This window comes from Streptomyces sp. OfavH-34-F (assembly GCF_022347745.1).
In the GTDB taxonomy this organism is placed as follows: domain Bacteria; phylum Actinomycetota; class Actinomycetes; order Streptomycetales; family Streptomycetaceae; genus Streptomyces.
Genome location: NZ_JAKRGC010000048.1, coordinates 1 through 15,579 on the forward strand (window position 1 = coordinate 1; position 15,579 = coordinate 15,579).

The following is a 15,579-nucleotide window of genomic DNA, read 5'->3' on the forward strand; positions in this document are numbered from 1 at the left end:
GCTCCGTGGCAGTGATGATCGCTCGTGGGATGGCTGCCTAGCAGCTCACCAGGCCCCGCCCGTACGACATGATGCGTACGGGCGGGGCTTTCCGTTGGCACCGTGCCCCTTTAGACGCATACACGCCAGACAGTGTGTCTAAAGGGGCACGAGCGTTTCAGCTGGTCAGCCGCCTGGCGGCTGGGGCCGGCCAGGGGTCGGGCTCGTACGTGGGATGGATCTCTGTGCGCACCGAGAGGATTTCCCCGGCCTCGTCGCGGATGTCATGCAGCACCACCCTGCGGATGATCTTCCGCAGCAGGGCATTCACCTCGACCGGCTGCATGAGATCCCATAGGCCGAGCAGGTCGGCGGCCAGTAGCCGGAAGTCCTCGCGCATCGGCAGCGCGCGGGCGTCGAGCTGCCCGAGTTTCGCCACCTGGGCCACGATTGCGGCCTTGCGGGAGACGAGCTTGTCGCGGACCCTTTCAAAGCTCTGCCCAGGGTACTTCTCAGGGTTCATGACTTGGTCTTCTACGAGCCGATCAATAGCCGACTCTATGCGGGACAACTCCTTTTGCAGGAATTCCCGCGTCTTTTTTTCCTGGGCTTGAGTGACGACCTTTTTCGCCTCGTCTGCCGACAACGGGTCCGTGTTCAGCGCGGCTACATCACCCGCCACCTCGACGCGGAGCCAATTTTTCACGTCACACTCGACTTGTTCTCTGGAGACGTTGATCCCCCTAGGACAATCGATTTTCACGGCGTATTTGTGCCGTGAACAGACCACCCATTTCCCGCGCACCTTGCTACCTTTGGACTGCCCAGACGCCATGCTGGCGTGGAATTTGCACGTGCCGTGTCGGAGTAGTCCGGAGAGGGCGTAGGTGGCTATTCGGGCGCGGGGCGGGGTGGTTTTGGTCTGCTCGCGGTGGTCGCGGTATGCCTGCCACTGGTCGGGGGTGATGATTGCTGGCTGCGCCCCAGGGACATACAGCATCCGGCCTTCGCTGCATTTGCTGGTCTTCCCGGATCTGGCCGGGCAGAGGCATTTTGGGTCGTGGATATGGAGTAGGCCGGCGGCGAACCCGCTGTCGAGGTAGCGCTGTACGGCCGGTGTCGACCATGGTTTACCGCGCATGGTGGTGATGTCCAGCACGTTGGTGAGCCAGCGTGCAAGGCTTTTGAATCCGTCGTGATCCTCGGTTTTACGCTCGTACAGCTCCTCTACGACGGACGCGTAGTCGGGGTGGTGGGTGTAGCGCTCCGGCTGGAGTCGCCACCCGGTAACCGATGCCGGGTCCGGGATTTTCCGGGGGTGCCAGATATAGCCGAAGCGGGGGCGCCCGGTGGCGGGCAGCCGCAGTTCCTGTACGCGGTAGGTGTGGGTTTCCTTCCACTGTTCCGAGGCCCGGTTCGACTCGAAGTTGCCGAAAGCAAAGATCATTTCGCGTTGCAGCTCGCCGACGGCGGTCCGGGCGTCAACGCGCTCGGTCGCCGATTCGAGCTGCCCGCCGGCGGCCTCCAGGCGCGCGAGCCAGGCCGCGTTGCCGGTCCGGTTGCGGCCGAAGCGGCTGAACCGCCAGACCACGACGCCCTTCGCCTCGCCTGCTTCGACGCGCTCGACGCACTTCGTGATCTGGCGCTTGAAGTGCCGGCCGCTCTCGTCGAGGTCGATGACGTAGTCGATGATCCGGACGCCGACACTCGCGGCCCATGCGTCGATGGAGCTGCGCTGTAGCTCCGGGCTGATTTTCTCCTCACGCCACGTCGAGACCCTGATGTACGCGATCCAGGCGTCGCCGAGTGGTCGGCCGTGGAATGTGCGTGGTGTTTCCGCTGGTGTCATACCGCTTTCCTGGTGTGGGTGGTGTCCTTTCCGTCGCGCGGACAGATGGCCCGCGCGCTGTCGGGCAGGGTGCGCACGATGGCGAGGCCCCGTGTGTCCGCCTGCCCGACGCCTTCGCCGCCGTCCGGCGGTGCTGCCGGTGCGTCGAGAAGTCCGAGGGATACGTGATAGAGGGCGAGCTGATAGCCGGCGGTGTGCTCGGCGGCGAGCTGGGCGTTGCTGGCCTGGGCGGCGCGGTAGATCAGGGCGTAGCCGAGGCTGGGCAGGGCGACGACGGCGAGCAGGATGCCGATGCGCCAGACGGGGAAGGACTCCAGCAGGACTCCGGCCAGTCCGACCGCGGCCCCGCCGGCTATGGCGGTGACCGACGTGGGGTAGAGGCGTCGGGACAGTCGGGTCATGCGGGGTGCCTCCTTGCTCAGTCGGCGAGTTGTTGCTCGCCGTCGTCGTGCGTTGTGGTGCGTCGCAGCGTCTCGGTGAGGTTCACGAAGACTCTGCGTTCGGCGGGGTCGTCGATGCCGAGTTCGTCGGCGGCCTGCTCGGGTGTGAGGGGGCCGCCTGGCGGCGCGGTAGGTCGTTGAACGGCTTGCAGCTCGGCGGAGGTGAGGACGCCGGCGCGCACCAGGATCTCGGGATAGGGCGTGCGTACGGCTTCGGCGAGGGTCCGTAGGAGCCGGACGTCGGTCGGTAGATCGCCCTTGAGCAGGCGCCCGACCGTGGATGGGCTCAGCCCGGACGCTTCAGCGAACTTGCTGCGTCCGCCGCTGCGAGGGCCGCTGATGTCGTACCCGAGCGTTTCGAGTCTGCTCGCCAACCATCTGCCGAACTCGGCAGGCGTGGACGCTTGGGAGGCGTGGGCGGTTGTAGCGCGGCGCTTGCTTTCTTTCATGGTTGAAATGTAGCGCGCCAGCCGGTAGTTGGGCACGCCAGGTTTCGGACACGGCGTTTCGTCCCATATCGCCCCCTTTGGCGTGCGAGTTTGCCCCGTACGGACCCCGCTGATTCGTACGTCTGAGCGATTCTCGTATGCCCGATAACGGCCTGTCAACGCGCGTTCCGCTTCGGTGATCATCGCTAGCTTTCGAACTTGAAAGAAAGGTGCTACTTTCTGTCTCGGCAGCTAGCTGTCATGACAGAAAGGACGCGGCATAGCCATGTACGACCGGAGCCTCTTGCACACCGCCGCCGCCAGGCGCGGGATCATCCGCCCCGCCCAACTCGCCCGCAAGGCGGGGCTTTCCGCGCCGACCGCGTGGCGCATTTGGAACGGTGTGGGCGCCCCCCGCGGGGACCACGCCGACCGCGTCGCCGACGTCGTCGGCATCTCGGCCTCGCACCTCTACACCCACGTCGACGCTGAGACCGCCATATGAACGGCGAGATCATCCCCCGCGACCAGGCCATCGCCGCCGCCCGCGCCGTTCTCGACCGCGCCCGCGTCCGCATCGCCCGCGACCGCGCCGCCGGGCGCCTCTCCCCCGAGCACGAGCTGATCTGCCGCCGCCTGGAGCGCGAGCAGGCACGCCGCGAGCAGGCCGTCCACCGCGCCGCCGCCTGAAACCCCGAAGGGGCCGCCGGATGCGACCCGACGACCCCACGCCACCCGTACGGACAGGAGACACGTACCAGTGAACGCCCACGAGCGTACCCACCGCCGAGGCCCCGCCCGCGCCATCCACGGTGCCCGCGCCGGCCGCCAGCACCTCGCCCGCACCGCCGCGCTCGACGCCCAGCTCCACAGGATCGCCCCCGGCACCGCCGAGATCCGCACCGTGCCCGCGACGCTCGACGACGAGCCGTGCACCCGCGTGCTGCTCATCAACGACCTTGCGCAGCAGCTCATCCCCACCGCGGACGCCCGCGCCGCCGCGCTCCGCCTGCTGCGCCACTTCTTCCCGGACGCCGACTGGACCGCCCCCCAGCGCTACACCGTCCGCACCGGACAGCTCGCCCTCGACGAGCCGGTCGCCCCGGCCGCCCTGGGCCTCGACACCGCTACGGGGGCCCGCCGATGATCCGGCCTCAGCTCACCGTCGACGGCAAGGCGGTCCGCCTGCCCGTCGCGGGTATCTCCGACGTCCTGCTCGACGACCTGGCCGTCGCGTACGCCGAGGACCCCGCCGAAGTCGGGTTGCTCCTGATCGCCCACGCCGCCGCAGTGCTGTGCCTCGACCACGCCGAGGTCAGCGAGGACGCGAGCGACCTCGACCGGGCGATGCGGGCGGCCGAGGCCGACGGCACCCGCGAGGCCGTGCTCAACGAGTTGCCGCCGCAGCCCGACCCCGAGTACCAGCCCGACGAAGCGATCACCCTCGCCGGACAGATCACCAGGTGCGCCGCCCACATCCGCCACCGCGCCAGCACGGAACGGCCCGCGTGAGCACCTACGTAGACCGCGACGGCGACCGGTGGATCGACACCGGCCGCCGTCGCGGGGGCGACCCCGTCCTCGCCTGCCCCCACCCGATCACGCCCGCCGACGCAGGCACCGGCCCGTCCTACCCGTGGACGTACGCCGAGGTCCGCGCCCACTTCGGCCCGCTCGTCAAGGAGACCCCCGCCGCATGACCGTCACAACCCTTCCCACCGCCCTTACGGGGCACCTCGCCACCGTCCCCACGGCCGTCGAGCAAACCGCGGGCCCGCGCGACCTCACGGCCGAGCAGATCACGACCCTGCTCGCCCCGATCAACCCGAGCCGCGTCCAGACCCTCAACCGGCAGTCGCACGTTGAGGCGTGGGACGTCCGCCGGTGGCTCAACCGCGTCTTCGGTTTCGCCGGGTGGAGCACCGAAACGCTCGAACTGGTCTGCGTGTCCGAACGCGAGATCAGCAAGGGCCGGTGGACCGTGATCTACCGCGCTCAGGCGCGCCTCACGGTCAAGACGCCCGACGGCCGTGCCCTGTCGTTGTGGGAGGACGCGGCCATGGGCGACAGCCGGAACCAGCCGTCGTTGGGCGATGCTCACGACATGGCCATGAAGACGGCCCTGTCCCAGGCACTCAAGCGGTGCGCCGTGAATCTCGGCGATGGGTTCGGCCTGTCCCTCTACAACGACGGGTCGCGCCGTCCGGTCGTGCAGTGGTCGGCCGTGCACACCGCGCCGAAGGACCCCGAGGCCGCCGCCGCCGAGGACGAGCCGGTGAAGCCCGAGCCGGTACCCGAGCCGACCGGCGAGGAGCCTTCGGCCGGCCCCGCCCAGCAGCCGCGCCGCAGCGAGCGGGCCGAGCCTGGCCCGTGGGAAACCCCGCCGCCTGCCCCGGACATGACCGTTGCGGACCCCGAGGCCAGCCTCTCCCCGCAGGCCCAATCGTTCCTCGCCGACGCGCAGGCCGCACCCTCGCCCGACGCGTTCGCCGCCGTGCGGGCCCGCGCCAAGCAGGCCGGGGCGACCGAGCCGTTCCTCGCCCGCCTCGACCGGATCGCCCACGCGAAGCACGCCGCCGCCGGGGCGAGCACGGCCTCGACCGAGGCCCCGCCCACCGATCCGGCGAAGGCCGCCGACGAGGCCGAGAACGCGCTCAGGCTCGCCGCGTCGCGCGCCAACCTCCCCACGCTCGACGCCGATTTCGAGCGCGTCTACGGACTCCCGATCGCTCAGGCCCACGCCCAGCAGCTCGACGCGTTCCGCGTCATGATCGAGAACGGGGGCGCGAAGTGACCGAGCAGCCCGAGCAGACAGCGAGCAAGCCGCCCGCACCCGACCCGACCGTCGTCCGCGATGCCGTGGCCCGACAGGCCGTTCTCGGCGCCCTGCTCGCCGAAGTGAAGGACGCGTACGGCGAGGCCAAGAAGGCCGCCGACAACCTGCTCGACAAGGCGTACAAGGCAGGTGCCACGCCCACCGTCGACGCCCTGTTGCCCGACGGAACGAAGATCGGTTCGTCGTCCCGGAAGCCGGGGGAACGCGCCGCCCAGGTCGTCGACGACGAGGCGTTCCGCGTGTGGGTCCGGGACAACTTCCCGAGCGAGCACGTTGTCGAGTTCGTGCCCGCCCAGGTGATCACCACCGTGCGCCCCGGCTTCCTGGGCAGGGTGCTCAACGAGGTGAACGCGGCCGGTACCGCCGAGTTCGTCGACGAGGCGTCCGGCGTGATGCACAAGGTACCGGGCGTCGAGATCCGGCCGTCGAAAGCGGCGTCGTACCGGCTCACCTACACCCGAGGCAGCAAGGCGCAGCCGCTCAGCGGTCACGCCCTGGTCGCCGCCGCATGGCGCGCGGGAGCCCTCGCCGAGCACCTGCCGGCCCTCGCGCCCGTCCAGCCGACGCCCGCCCCGGCCACGGAGCCCACCCCGTGAGCATGGCGCCGCCCAAGGACGGGCCGCCGCGCTGCACAGACGGCAACCCGCAGTGCGGCCGTCCCGCCCGCCCGTACCCGTGCGGGTGGCGGTGCGACGAGCACCAGCCCGCACGCCGCCGTACGACCCCCTGAACGGCCCTGGGGCGAGGTGACAGCCCCCTCGCCCCAGGCGCCCCAGCACGACAGGAGCAACACCCCCATGAGGGCGTTCTACCGCGGATACAACGCACGCACCGGCCGCCGGGCCGCCCAGGTGCGCCGCCTGCACATCATGCGCGAGGACGGGCCCATGCCCGGCCGACAGGGTGAGTGCGGCACCCACGGTCACGACGTCACCCACAGCCCGGCCGTGATCATCGACCCCGCGCCCGAGACCCCGCCCGCCGGCCTTTCGTGGTGCCCGAAGTGCGTCGGTCTCGCCGCCGCCCGCACCGGCCTGCTCGACCAGTGGGCCGCCCAGCTCGCCGCCGAGGCCGACCGGTGAGCGACGATGCACGGGCATGGGTGTGGGCCCACTCCAAGACCCGTGGAAATGCGCGCCTGGTGATGCTCGCCGTCGCCGAGGAGGTCACCGGCCCGGACGCCACGGCCAGCATGGGCACGCCCGATGTGATGCATCGGCTCAACGTGAGCAGGTCGACCGCGCGGGCCGCCGTCGACGCCGCCCTCGCCACGGGCGAACTGGTCGAGGACGAGCCCGCCAAGGGCAGCCGCGCCACCCGGTACAAGATCCCCGGAGCGGTCGGTTACCAGCGGGTTAGGGGGCCGGAATCCGGCCCCATAGAGGCCCCGAAGACGCGTAGGGGGCCGAAATCCGGCCCCATAGAGCACCCCGCCGACGCTATAGGGCCGGAATCCGGCCCCCTAGACGCTAGGGGGCCGAGATCCGGCCCCCTAGTAGGGCCGGAATCCGGTCCCCTAGACCTTTGGCCAGAGCACTCCGAAGAGTGTGTTACGCGCGCGCGGGCCTCCTCTAAAACAAACGAACGAGTGAGTGAGGGAGTGAACGCGCGCGACGTCCGGGTCGCAGTGGTCCCCGAGTTCGCCCGGCCGGTCGTCGACCGGATCACCGCCGCCGAGGTCTACCCCGCATGGACGCTCACCCCGGCCGAGTGGCTGGCCGTCCACGCCCTGATCAAGCGCAGCGGGCCCGACATGCTTGCCGCCGCCGCCGTGCAGGCCGCCCAGCGGGCCCGTAACGGCGTCGCTCACGCCCGGTACTTCCTGCGGGCGTGGCAGGCGCTACCGCCCGCCCCGGAGCCCGGCACGGTGCCTGCCACGGCCCCGGCCGTACCCGCCCGCTCAAACGTCGTTCCCTTCCCCGCCGCTGAGCGTCCCGGCCGCGCCGCCCAGGCATCCGACTGGTACGCCGACCTACTCGCAGAGGAGCAGTAACCCGCCATGGAGCGCCCCGAGATAGCCGCCCTGCTCGCCTGGATTGACAAGCTCGCTCCCGAGCGGGCCGTCCAGTCGAAGGCCGCCGCCGGCGAGCGGCTGAACCAGTGGTCCGTCCTGCTCGCCCACGTTCCCGCCACCGCCCGGCACCCGGACGGCCCCGACCGGTCGTGGGACGCCGCCCAGGTGGCCGCCCGGCACATCGCAACGTCGCCGTACCCGATCAAGCCCAGCGACATTGGCGGGCCGTGGGAGACGTACCGGGCCGACGTGATCGGCCGTCACCACGACCCTGCCCCCGCGGTCGACCCCGACAACGAAGCCGCGTACCGGGCCGCGCTGCGCACCACCCGGCAGGCCGTCGCCGTCGGCGCCCTCGCACCCGCGCCCCAACTCGCCATCGAGGGCCGCCCGAGCCCCGTCCGGGCCGCCCGTGACGCCGAGGCCGCCCGCCGCCTTGCCGCCCTCGGCGACTACGTCCCCCGGACCGTGCGCGCGGCACTGGCCACGTACCGGCCGGACCGCGCCGAGCGCGAGCGCCTGGCCGTCGCCGGACTCCCCGACCCGCTCGACGTCCCGTGCACCTGGTGCCAGGCGTCGGCCGGCCAGCCGTGCCGCTCCCGCCGCATCAGCCCCCGCCGGAACGACCCGATCGGAACGCGGCCGATGAGCCAGCCGCACCCCTGCCGCGTCGACGACGCCGTCGTCGCCCACGCCCGCCGTGTGAAGGAGACCGCAGCATGAGCCCCACCCCGAAGCAGGCCCGCACGTACCACCGCAAGGCCGCAACCGGTGACAGCACGCGCAACGTCAAGGCGTGGCGCGTCGAAGCGTCGTGGGACCACTGCCCCGACGTCCCGGTCGTCATCCGCACGTCGGACCGCAAGCGCGCCCGCCGCAAGGTCGAGGAGCTGGCCGGCAAGGGCGCGTACGTGATCTTCCAGGAGCACGAGGGTTGGGACCGGTGGCGCACGCTCCGCGAGGTCGACGGGGCCGCGCTGCGCGCCGAGCGGGCCGCCGAGCAGCAGCTCGCCGCCGACGGGCACCCGCCGACCCCGCCCGCCTACCGGCCGGACACCGACGACCGTCACCGCACGTGGCTCGCATGGATGAGCGCCCGCGCCGAAGCGGACCGCGCCGCCGCCGAGCAGGCCGCCCGCGACCGCGCCGAGGCCGACGCCCGCCGCCGCCGTCTCGCCGCCGAGGCCCGCCAGCACGCCCGTACGCTCATGACCCCGCCCGCGAACGTCCGGCCCGAGAACCGGCAGCGCGCCCGGCACATCACCGGGGCGCAGCGGTGATTCCCCCGGCCGTGGCCGCCGTCATCCGGGCCGCCGTCGAGGACGCCGGGCACGAGCACCAGGCCGACGACGTCGCCGCGCGCATCGTCGCCGAGCTGCGCGAGCACGGGTGGACGATCACCCCGCTCGACCAGGCCGGGCAGCCCGCATAGTCCCGCAGGAACCGGGGGGCGCATCCCCCGCGACATCGCGCCCCCCGCCTGCTAGCTTTCTGTCTCGGCAGATACGTTTCTGCCTCGCCAGCACACATCCCGTAGGTCAGCCGCGCATCCCCCGGAGGTACGTCCCGATGGCACGCAGCACCTCGACGCCGGCCGAGCGATTCGCCGCCAAGACCACCCCCGGCCCCATCCCGCCCGGACTGACCACCCCCTGCCAGCTCTGGCCCGAGGAATCCCTCGACCGCGACGGATACGGCCGGTTCTGGGCCGACGGCCGCACCCACGCTGCGCACCGCTGGGGGTTCGAGCAGACCCACGGCCCCATCCCGCCCGGCCTCGAACTCGACCACCTGTGCAGCGTGCGACGGTGCGTCGCCGACGACCACCTCGACCCCGTCGACCACCGCACCAACGTCCTGCGCTCGACCGGCCCGTCGGCGATCAACGCCCGCCGCACCAAGTGCTCGAACGGCCACGACCTCACCAACCCCGCGAACGTCCACGTCGCCTACCCCCCGTCGCACCCCAACGGGATGCGGAAGTGCCGGCCGTGCAACCGCGACCACACCCGCCGCGCCCGCGTCGCGGCCCTTCCCACCCGCACCACCCCCGAGAGGACCGCCGCCTGATGGCCGGAGAGACCCCGATCACCGTCGTTGGCAACGTCGTTGCCGACCCCGAACTGCGCTTCACCCCGTCCGGGGCCGCCGTCGCGAACTTCCGCCTCGCCTCGACCCCCCGCACGTTCGACCGCCAGTCCAACGAGTGGAAGGACGGCGACCCCCTCTTTCTCTCCGTCAGCGTGTGGCGCCAGCAGGCCGAGAACGTCGCAGAATCGATCCGCCGCGGTGACCGCGTGATCGTCGTCGGCCGCCTCGGACAGCGCCAGTACGAGAAGGACGGCGAGCGCAGGTCGTCGTACGAAGTGCAGGCCGAGGACGTCGGCCCCGCGCTCAAGAACGCAACCGCCCAGGTCACCAAGAACGGCGCCCAGAACGGCCAGCAGCAGCGCGCCCAGGGATACGGCCAGCAGAACCCCCAGCAGGGCTACAACACGCCCCAGGGCGACCCGTGGGGCCAGCAGCAGCCCCGCCAGGGATACGGCGACGAGCCCCCGTTCTAGACGACCCGCCGCGACCGGACGCGCCAGCCCTCACGCGCGCGCGGCCAGCACCCACCCCGAGCAGGAGCGACCCATGCCCGACCCCCTCACGAACCCCACCTCGCGCCCCAGCGCCGCAGCCGCGCCCGCCCTTGCCCTCCCGGCGATCCGCAACCCGTGCCCCACCTGCACGGCCCGGCCCGGCGAGCTGTGTACCTCGCACGGCGGCACCCGCATCCGCCCCTACAACGTCCACCAGGCCCGCAACACCAACCGCTGAACCCCAAGGAGCGACCCACCATGACCCGCATCCCGTCCAGCGTCTCCGTCGCCTCGATCGACACGCACAGCCTGATCGTCGCCGTTCCCAAGGCGGGTGCCGTCGACATCGTCAGCAGCGTTCCCCGCGAGGTCGCGGCCACCATGCTGCGCCAGCTCGCCGACCAGCTCACCACCCCGGCCGGCCGATGCAAGACCGCCCGGTACTCCGGTCGCCCGTGCCCCGTGCACGACGCCAAGGAGCCTGCATCGGTCGCTGACGCCTACCGCGCCGCCGACGACCAGGCCGCCGCCCCGTTCACCCCGCGCACCGAGCGCGAGCGCTGGCAGGACATCGCCGACACCCTGAACGCCGCCGAAGCCGCAGGCACGCCGGTCGGCATCGACCTCGACGGCACCCTCACCGACCACCACATGTGGTCGGTCATCTGGGACCGGGACGCCGGCCGCTGGGAGGTCGCCGGATACGAGGACGACGACCAGGCCGCCGCCGACGACACCAGCACCCCGGCCCCCAGCGCCCCGCCGCAGTTCGAGGGCGAACTCACCGGCGAAGCCGTCCGCGACGCCCTCGACTTCAACGACGGCGACCGCGACCAGGTGCTCGCCACGCTCCGCGACGTCCTGCTCGACACGTCCCTGTCCCGCACCCCCGACCAGGCCCTCGCCGCCGCCCGCATCCTCCTGACCGCGCACGCCCGACAGGTCGCCGCCCTGATCGAGGCGCAGCGCACCAACGTCCGCGCCCAATGGGGACTCACCCGCTCGACCCGCGGCCTGCTCACCGGCTACGAGCAGTCCCAGAAGATCGTCACCGCGTACGCCGACGGCCTCGCCATAGAGCAGGCCCTCGCCACGACCGACACGGAGACCGGCCGATGAACACCCCGACCACGCCCGACCACTTCACCGACGCAGCCGTACGCCGCACCACGTACCTCGACGCCGCCCGCGAGGCCGACGACGCCGCCAAGCTGTTCCCCGACAACCTGGAGTGCGCGCCCGCCATCGGCGCCCTACAGGGGCTCGCCGACCGTCTGCGCCGACTGGCCGGCCACTACACCACCGCCGAGCAGCCCAGCGGCCTGACGTGGGAGGCCCGCGCCGACCACGCCGTGCGCCTCTACGCGACGACCGCGATCGAGCGCGACGACGCCCGCACCGAAGCCGCCAGGCTCCGCGAGCGCGTCGCCGAGCTGGAGCAGCGCGACGCGATGCTGACCGCCATGGAGGCCGCCGGGGTCGACAACTGGTCCGGCATGGGCTACGCCATCGAGCTGCGCGACGCCCAGGCGCAGGCGGAGCAGCCCGCGTCATGACCGCCATCGCGCACGTGGCCGTCCTCGCCGCCCTGCTCGCCGCCGCCGTACGCCTGATCGCGTGGGCCCTGTCCGGCGAACCCGGCCGCATCCACCACGGCCAGGACGACGCCGAGTGACCCCCGCCCGGACGTGTCGGGCGTGCCGCCGCCCGCTCCGCGCACCCTCGCCCGACGGATACGGGCCGAAGTGCCGGCGCAAGCAGCAGCCGCCCAACGTCCGGGCCCACGGGGGCGCCCTGCGGGCCCTCGCCCAGCAGCCGCGCCCCGCCCCGCCCGGACACCTCACCCTCGACGACGCACAGGAACAGACATGAGCCCCCGCCCCACCCAGCGCGCCCCCAAGGGCCGCGACCGCGACCGCACCGACCGGCGGGCCGTCGTCGACGTCCTGCTCGCCCGCCTACTGCGCGGCGCCCTTACCCCGGCCGAGGCCGCCCTACTCGCCGAGCACACCCGCGAAGAGATGCGCCTCGCCGACGAGAACCGCCGCGCCATGGCGGGTACGACGCAGGCCCTCGAACGCGCCCGCGCCCAGCTCGCCGCCGCCGAGGCCGCCATCGTTGAGGCCGAGCACGACCGCGACCGGTACAAGGCCGACTACCTCGCCGCGTGCAAGACCATCGCCGACATGCACGAAGTCGCGACCGGCCGTACGGGCATGGGCCCGATCCGTGGCGTGGTCGAGGACGTTGCCGACGTGGGGGCCGCCGTATCCCGCGTGCGCAGGCTCGCCCGGCGGATGCGCGCAGGCTCGCCCCAGGGCGCAGCAGCCGTCTACGCCGACCGCATCGAGCAAGCCCTCGACAACGACGGCCGCGCCCTCGACTCCGACACCGAGGTACGCGCCCAGTTCCTCGCTGCCGCCGACTCGACGACGGCCCGCCTTGCCGAGCAGAAGCGCGACTACGAGATCGCTCTCGCTGCGGAGAGGCAGCGCGCCGACCGGGCCGTGCGCACCCTCGCCACGATCCGCGACGCCCGGAACTGGGCGGACGTCTGGTCGACGATCGGAATGCACTACGGGTGGACGCCCGAAGAGTGCGGGCAGGCCGCCAGGACGCTGCGCAATGCCGACCAGCAGGCCGCCCACGCCCGCGCCGACCGGGCCGAGGCCAACCGCTCGAAGTGGGCCGTCGAGGCCGACGCCACGATCAGGGCGTACCGGCAACGTGCCGAGCGGTACAAGGCGGCATGGAGCAACGCCCGCGTGCGGGCCGCGCGCAACGACGACGAGCGCCGCGCCGAGAAGGCCGGAGCCCAGGCCGCCGAGCAGGAGCGGGCCCGCCTCGCCAGCGTCGTCAACGCCATGCACGACGGCATCAACAAGGCCGTGCACGAGGCGTTCGCCGAGCGCAAGCGGCACCGTGCCGAGGTGCAGGCCGTACGCGAGCAGCACGAGCAGCAGCTTGCCGCCGTCCGGGCCGCGCTCCCCAACCACCCCCGGCCGCACCTTGGACTCCCCACCGACCTCGCGTACGCCAGCGGCCGGCACGACCTCGCCAGAGACGTTCGCCACGCACTCGGCGACGACCAGCCCAAGGAGCACCCCACCGCATGAGCACCACCCGCACCACCACAGCCGCCGCCGTCGCCCTGGTCGTACTCGGCGCCGGGGCCGTCGTCGCGTGCGACACCGTGTCGGCGTGTGCCGCCCCGCGCCCCCGGCCGGCCCCCGCCCCGCGCACCGCCCAGAAGGTGCCGACCGTCCCGAAGAAGCCGAAGGCACCGCGCGCACCGGGCACCGTCGTTGTGCCCGTCGTCGTCGGCAGCGACCCGTGCGACGACTGACCACCCGCTAGGAGCAGCGCCCATGAGCACCCCCGCCCCCGACATACGCCCCGACGCCGTTGACCACCTGACCCGCGCGCAGGCCGCGGCCGACCTCGCTGCCGTGCGCGAGCAGTGGGGCGACCTGCTGTCGGCGATCGGTGAGCCGCCGCGCCGCGCTGAGTGGATGCCGTACGAGCGGCGGGGGTTCCTCGACCAGCTCGCCGCCGACGACCGGGTCGACGACCAGGCCCCGGCCGTCGGCCGCCTGCCGCTCACCATCCGCGAGCACCCCGCTCCGCTCAACCTCGCCGCCCTCGACGTCGCCCTCGCGGTCGAGGCCGACGTGTTCGAGATGTGCGACGCCGTCGCCGAGCGCGTGCAGCTCCCCGCGCGCGACCCGCACGGCCGATGGACCCTGGGCGGCGACCCGAGCAACCCGCGCCTGTGGCACTTGCCCACGTACCGCGACGCAGGCCCGGCGACGATCGCCTCGGTGGGGTCGCGCCTGCATGGCCTGCACTGGGCCACCGTGTGGCTGGAGGGCCGCGCCCTCGACGACGACCAGGACGACCGCGCCCTGTTCGCCCGGACGCCGGTCGTACTGGCCGACCGGATCGCCGCCGTGGCCAGGGCCGCGCGCCGCCGTGTCGAGGGTGTGCTCGGACGCGAGGCGAGGACGGTCACGCTCGACGAGCCGTGTCCGTTCTGCAAGGCGGGCCGGATCGTTGTGCACAACGGCGGAGGCGACCCGCGGGCCGCCGTGGCGACCTGCTCGACCGGGCTGTCGTGCCCGGCCCCGGTGACCACGGAGCGGGGGCGCAGGGCGTGGCGGGGGCCCGCCCTGGTGGGGTTGGTGGCCGCGCTGGAGGCGGGGCGCAGCGTGCCGGCCGCGTAGGCGGGGTGGGTGCCCTGGGGGTGTGGTCGGCCCCTGGGGCACCGCCGTGTCCGGCCCGCGCATCACGGTTCCGTAACGACTGCTGTAATCGTTGCTGCAACGGCTGCTGTAGCCGCTACCTTGGGAACTCCTGACGGGCCCTCACCCCGGCAGGACCGCCGGACCTCACCCGGCACCCAACCACCGACACAGGAGCGACACTGTGGCAACCGTGACCATCCCCGGCGCCCTCGCCGACCACCTCACCGCCCAGACCATCGCCGACGCCGACACCGTCGCCACCCTCGACGCCGCCCACCGAGGACGGGGCCGGACTCTCGTGATCGAGGCGACCAGCACCCGCGTGCTGCACGTCATCAGCGCGTACGCCGAGGCGATCCTCGAAAACCGCAAGCTGCACACCGCCGCCCTGGTGCGCGCCGCCCGCCTCTGGATTCAGCGCGCCGGCCACGCCCCGGCCCCCGCCGCCGAGCAGGCCCCCGCCGCCGTCCGCGACGAGCCGTCCGACTGGTGGACGATCATGGACCCCGCGACCGGCGAGGAGATCGCCCGCGTCCACGGCGAAACGTGGCAGGACATGACCCCGCGCGCCCAGGCCCTGCCCGAGGTCCGCTCCGTCATCCGCAAGCACAACGGGTTCAGCCGACGCCGCCTGTACGTGTCCGAGCTGACGCCCGCGCAGGCCCTGGCCACCGCTCAGTCCGCCTACGAGCGCAGCACCCGCGCCGCCGAGCGTGTGCGGACGAACCCGGACGCGACCGATCCCGAGTGGCGCGCGGCTCTTGCCGAGCTGGGCACTGCGCTTGACCAGTGGAAGGCGGCCGACCCGAACATCGGCGCCGCCATTGCCGCAGACGAGACCCCCCTTGCCGCCGCCGAGACCGCCCGCTGCACCCTGCACGGCGACCAGTGCGACCACGACCCCCGCGCCCCGCACCGCTTCGCCGACCTCCACATCGGCCCGCCCGCCGTGCGTACCACCGCGCCGACGATCTGCCCGGAGTTCGCCACCCTCGACGTCGACGACATGATCGCCGAGGAGATGCGCACGGCCGCCGCCCTGGTCACCGAGGCCGAGGCGACCGAGGGCACATGGCGAGGCGAGTGGATCGGCGAGCAGCCCGCCGACGACGTCCTGTTCGTCGCCGACGGCATGGTCGAGCAGGGAGCCTTGTTCGACGGCCGCGCCACCCCGTGACCGACCGGCCCGCCCTCGACCGGGGGC

At 72.6% G+C, this 15,579-nt stretch carries 25 protein-coding genes; 22 read left to right on the forward strand and 3 right to left on the reverse strand.

Translation table 11 applies throughout. From position 1 onward, the window contains the following. Positions 1–157: 157 nt before the first annotated feature. Genes MHW47_RS10705 through MHW47_RS10715 form a run of 3 tightly spaced genes read right to left on the reverse strand, consistent with a single transcriptional unit; the run spans position 158 to position 2,717 of the window. Positions 158–1,828: a recombinase family protein gene (locus MHW47_RS10705; protein WP_239222438.1), complete on the reverse strand. Its 1,671-nt coding sequence runs from the start codon at positions 1,826–1,828 to the stop codon at positions 158–160. Further along, complete coding sequence (locus MHW47_RS10710; RefSeq protein ID WP_239222439.1) at positions 1,825–2,229, reverse strand: hypothetical protein; 405 nt, start codon at positions 2,227–2,229, stop codon at positions 1,825–1,827. The genes MHW47_RS10705 and MHW47_RS10710 overlap by 4 nt, the downstream gene beginning before the upstream one ends. Before the next feature lie 17 nt (positions 2,230–2,246). Beyond that, positions 2,247–2,717: a helix-turn-helix transcriptional regulator gene (locus tag MHW47_RS10715; RefSeq protein ID WP_239222440.1), complete on the reverse strand. Its 471-nt coding sequence runs from the start codon at positions 2,715–2,717 to the stop codon at positions 2,247–2,249. A gap of 265 nt (positions 2,718–2,982) precedes the next feature. Between MHW47_RS10715 and MHW47_RS10720 the strand changes: the two genes are divergently transcribed. From MHW47_RS10720 to MHW47_RS10820, 22 genes are all read left to right on the forward strand, one after another. Then, positions 2,983–3,201, forward strand: a complete 219-nt coding sequence (locus MHW47_RS10720; protein WP_239222441.1) for a helix-turn-helix transcriptional regulator — start codon at positions 2,983–2,985, stop codon at positions 3,199–3,201. Further along, entirely contained in the window at positions 3,198–3,386 is a 189-nt protein-coding gene (locus MHW47_RS10725) for a hypothetical protein (protein WP_239222442.1), read from the forward strand. Before MHW47_RS10720 ends, MHW47_RS10725 begins: the two co-directional genes overlap by 4 nt. A gap of 70 nt (positions 3,387–3,456) precedes the next feature. Next, positions 3,457–3,843, forward strand: a complete 387-nt coding sequence (locus MHW47_RS10730) for a hypothetical protein (RefSeq protein ID WP_239222443.1) — start codon at positions 3,457–3,459, stop codon at positions 3,841–3,843. Continuing rightward, positions 3,840–4,208 (forward strand): hypothetical protein, encoded by a 369-nt coding sequence (locus MHW47_RS10735; RefSeq protein WP_239222444.1) that lies wholly within the window; start codon positions 3,840–3,842, stop codon positions 4,206–4,208. Before MHW47_RS10730 ends, MHW47_RS10735 begins: the two co-directional genes overlap by 4 nt. Next, the gene (locus MHW47_RS10740; protein ID WP_239222445.1) at positions 4,205–4,396 is read left to right on the forward strand and encodes a hypothetical protein; all 192 of its coding nucleotides are present in this window, start codon (positions 4,205–4,207) and stop codon (positions 4,394–4,396) included. The genes MHW47_RS10735 and MHW47_RS10740 overlap by 4 nt, the downstream gene beginning before the upstream one ends. Beyond that, the gene (locus tag MHW47_RS10745) at positions 4,393–5,490 is read left to right on the forward strand and encodes a Rad52/Rad22 family DNA repair protein (protein ID WP_239222446.1); all 1,098 of its coding nucleotides are present in this window, start codon (positions 4,393–4,395) and stop codon (positions 5,488–5,490) included. The genes MHW47_RS10740 and MHW47_RS10745 overlap by 4 nt, the downstream gene beginning before the upstream one ends. After that, positions 5,487–6,128: a hypothetical protein gene (locus MHW47_RS10750; protein WP_239222447.1), complete on the forward strand. Its 642-nt coding sequence runs from the start codon at positions 5,487–5,489 to the stop codon at positions 6,126–6,128. The genes MHW47_RS10745 and MHW47_RS10750 overlap by 4 nt, the downstream gene beginning before the upstream one ends. Before the next feature lie 201 nt (positions 6,129–6,329). Beyond that, the gene (locus tag MHW47_RS10755) at positions 6,330–6,614 is read left to right on the forward strand and encodes a hypothetical protein (RefSeq protein WP_239222448.1); all 285 of its coding nucleotides are present in this window, start codon (positions 6,330–6,332) and stop codon (positions 6,612–6,614) included. A 506-nt stretch (positions 6,615–7,120) separates the two neighbouring features. Beyond that, positions 7,121–7,525, forward strand: coding sequence for a hypothetical protein (locus MHW47_RS10760; protein WP_239222449.1), 405 nt, complete (start codon positions 7,121–7,123; stop codon positions 7,523–7,525). A gap of 6 nt (positions 7,526–7,531) precedes the next feature. Next, a complete protein-coding gene (locus tag MHW47_RS10765; RefSeq protein WP_239222450.1) occupies positions 7,532–8,269 on the forward strand; it encodes a cell surface glycoprotein in 738 nt (245 codons plus the stop codon). Continuing rightward, a complete protein-coding gene (locus MHW47_RS10770; protein ID WP_239222451.1) occupies positions 8,266–8,826 on the forward strand; it encodes a hypothetical protein in 561 nt (186 codons plus the stop codon). The genes MHW47_RS10765 and MHW47_RS10770 overlap by 4 nt, the downstream gene beginning before the upstream one ends. Positions 8,827–8,837: 11 nt before the next feature. Next, a complete protein-coding gene (locus MHW47_RS10775) occupies positions 8,838–8,978 on the forward strand; it encodes a hypothetical protein (RefSeq protein ID WP_239222452.1) in 141 nt (46 codons plus the stop codon). A 137-nt stretch (positions 8,979–9,115) separates the two neighbouring features. Continuing rightward, on the forward strand, positions 9,116–9,616 hold the full coding sequence (locus MHW47_RS10780; RefSeq protein WP_239222453.1) for an HNH endonuclease signature motif containing protein: 501 nt from the start codon (positions 9,116–9,118) through the stop codon (positions 9,614–9,616). After that, on the forward strand, positions 9,616–10,110 hold the full coding sequence (locus MHW47_RS10785) for a single-stranded DNA-binding protein (RefSeq protein ID WP_239222454.1): 495 nt from the start codon (positions 9,616–9,618) through the stop codon (positions 10,108–10,110). The genes MHW47_RS10780 and MHW47_RS10785 overlap by 1 nt, the downstream gene beginning before the upstream one ends. 73 nt (positions 10,111–10,183) lie before the next feature. Then, entirely contained in the window at positions 10,184–10,369 is a 186-nt protein-coding gene (locus MHW47_RS10790) for a hypothetical protein (protein ID WP_239222455.1), read from the forward strand. A 20-nt stretch (positions 10,370–10,389) separates the two neighbouring features. Continuing rightward, a complete protein-coding gene (locus tag MHW47_RS10795; RefSeq protein WP_239222456.1) occupies positions 10,390–11,250 on the forward strand; it encodes a hypothetical protein in 861 nt (286 codons plus the stop codon). Continuing rightward, entirely contained in the window at positions 11,247–11,687 is a 441-nt protein-coding gene (locus MHW47_RS10800) for a hypothetical protein (protein WP_239222457.1), read from the forward strand. The genes MHW47_RS10795 and MHW47_RS10800 overlap by 4 nt, the downstream gene beginning before the upstream one ends. Further along, entirely contained in the window at positions 11,684–11,806 is a 123-nt protein-coding gene (locus tag MHW47_RS35700) for a hypothetical protein (protein WP_275449067.1), read from the forward strand. Before MHW47_RS10800 ends, MHW47_RS35700 begins: the two co-directional genes overlap by 4 nt. A 193-nt stretch (positions 11,807–11,999) precedes the next feature. Next, the gene (locus tag MHW47_RS10805; protein ID WP_239222458.1) at positions 12,000–13,247 is read left to right on the forward strand and encodes a hypothetical protein; all 1,248 of its coding nucleotides are present in this window, start codon (positions 12,000–12,002) and stop codon (positions 13,245–13,247) included. After that, a complete protein-coding gene (locus MHW47_RS10810) occupies positions 13,244–13,477 on the forward strand; it encodes a hypothetical protein (RefSeq protein WP_239222459.1) in 234 nt (77 codons plus the stop codon). The genes MHW47_RS10805 and MHW47_RS10810 overlap by 4 nt, the downstream gene beginning before the upstream one ends. Positions 13,478–13,499: 22 nt before the next feature. After that, positions 13,500–14,354 (forward strand): hypothetical protein, encoded by an 855-nt coding sequence (locus MHW47_RS10815; protein ID WP_239222460.1) that lies wholly within the window; start codon positions 13,500–13,502, stop codon positions 14,352–14,354. A gap of 202 nt (positions 14,355–14,556) precedes the next feature. Beyond that, on the forward strand, positions 14,557–15,552 hold the full coding sequence (locus tag MHW47_RS10820) for a hypothetical protein (RefSeq protein WP_239222461.1): 996 nt from the start codon (positions 14,557–14,559) through the stop codon (positions 15,550–15,552). The last annotated feature ends 27 nt before the right edge of the window (positions 15,553–15,579 follow it).

Coding starts and splice junctions, on each gene's coding strand:
- MHW47_RS10705 (WP_239222438.1), bottom strand. CDS start 1,828: ATGACACCAGCGGAAACACCACGCACATTCCACGGCCGACCACTCGGC.
- MHW47_RS10710 (WP_239222439.1), bottom strand. CDS start 2,229: ATGACCCGACTGTCCCGACGCCTCTACCCCACGTCGGTCACCGCCATA.
- MHW47_RS10715 (WP_239222440.1), bottom strand. CDS start 2,717: ATGAAAGAAAGCAAGCGCCGCGCTACAACCGCCCACGCCTCCCAAGCG.
- MHW47_RS10720 (WP_239222441.1), top strand. CDS start 2,983: ATGTACGACCGGAGCCTCTTGCACACCGCCGCCGCCAGGCGCGGGATC.
- MHW47_RS10725 (WP_239222442.1), top strand. CDS start 3,198: ATGAACGGCGAGATCATCCCCCGCGACCAGGCCATCGCCGCCGCCCGC.
- MHW47_RS10735 (WP_239222444.1), top strand. CDS start 3,840: ATGATCCGGCCTCAGCTCACCGTCGACGGCAAGGCGGTCCGCCTGCCC.
- MHW47_RS10745 (WP_239222446.1), top strand. CDS start 4,393: ATGACCGTCACAACCCTTCCCACCGCCCTTACGGGGCACCTCGCCACC.
- MHW47_RS10755 (WP_239222448.1), top strand. CDS start 6,330: ATGAGGGCGTTCTACCGCGGATACAACGCACGCACCGGCCGCCGGGCC.
- MHW47_RS10765 (WP_239222450.1), top strand. CDS start 7,532: ATGGAGCGCCCCGAGATAGCCGCCCTGCTCGCCTGGATTGACAAGCTC.
- MHW47_RS10770 (WP_239222451.1), top strand. CDS start 8,266: ATGAGCCCCACCCCGAAGCAGGCCCGCACGTACCACCGCAAGGCCGCA.
- MHW47_RS10780 (WP_239222453.1), top strand. CDS start 9,116: ATGGCACGCAGCACCTCGACGCCGGCCGAGCGATTCGCCGCCAAGACC.
- MHW47_RS10785 (WP_239222454.1), top strand. CDS start 9,616: ATGGCCGGAGAGACCCCGATCACCGTCGTTGGCAACGTCGTTGCCGAC.
- MHW47_RS10790 (WP_239222455.1), top strand. CDS start 10,184: ATGCCCGACCCCCTCACGAACCCCACCTCGCGCCCCAGCGCCGCAGCC.
- MHW47_RS10795 (WP_239222456.1), top strand. CDS start 10,390: ATGACCCGCATCCCGTCCAGCGTCTCCGTCGCCTCGATCGACACGCAC.
- MHW47_RS10800 (WP_239222457.1), top strand. CDS start 11,247: ATGAACACCCCGACCACGCCCGACCACTTCACCGACGCAGCCGTACGC.
- MHW47_RS35700 (WP_275449067.1), top strand. CDS start 11,684: ATGACCGCCATCGCGCACGTGGCCGTCCTCGCCGCCCTGCTCGCCGCC.
- MHW47_RS10805 (WP_239222458.1), top strand. CDS start 12,000: ATGAGCCCCCGCCCCACCCAGCGCGCCCCCAAGGGCCGCGACCGCGAC.
- MHW47_RS10810 (WP_239222459.1), top strand. CDS start 13,244: ATGAGCACCACCCGCACCACCACAGCCGCCGCCGTCGCCCTGGTCGTA.
- MHW47_RS10815 (WP_239222460.1), top strand. CDS start 13,500: ATGAGCACCCCCGCCCCCGACATACGCCCCGACGCCGTTGACCACCTG.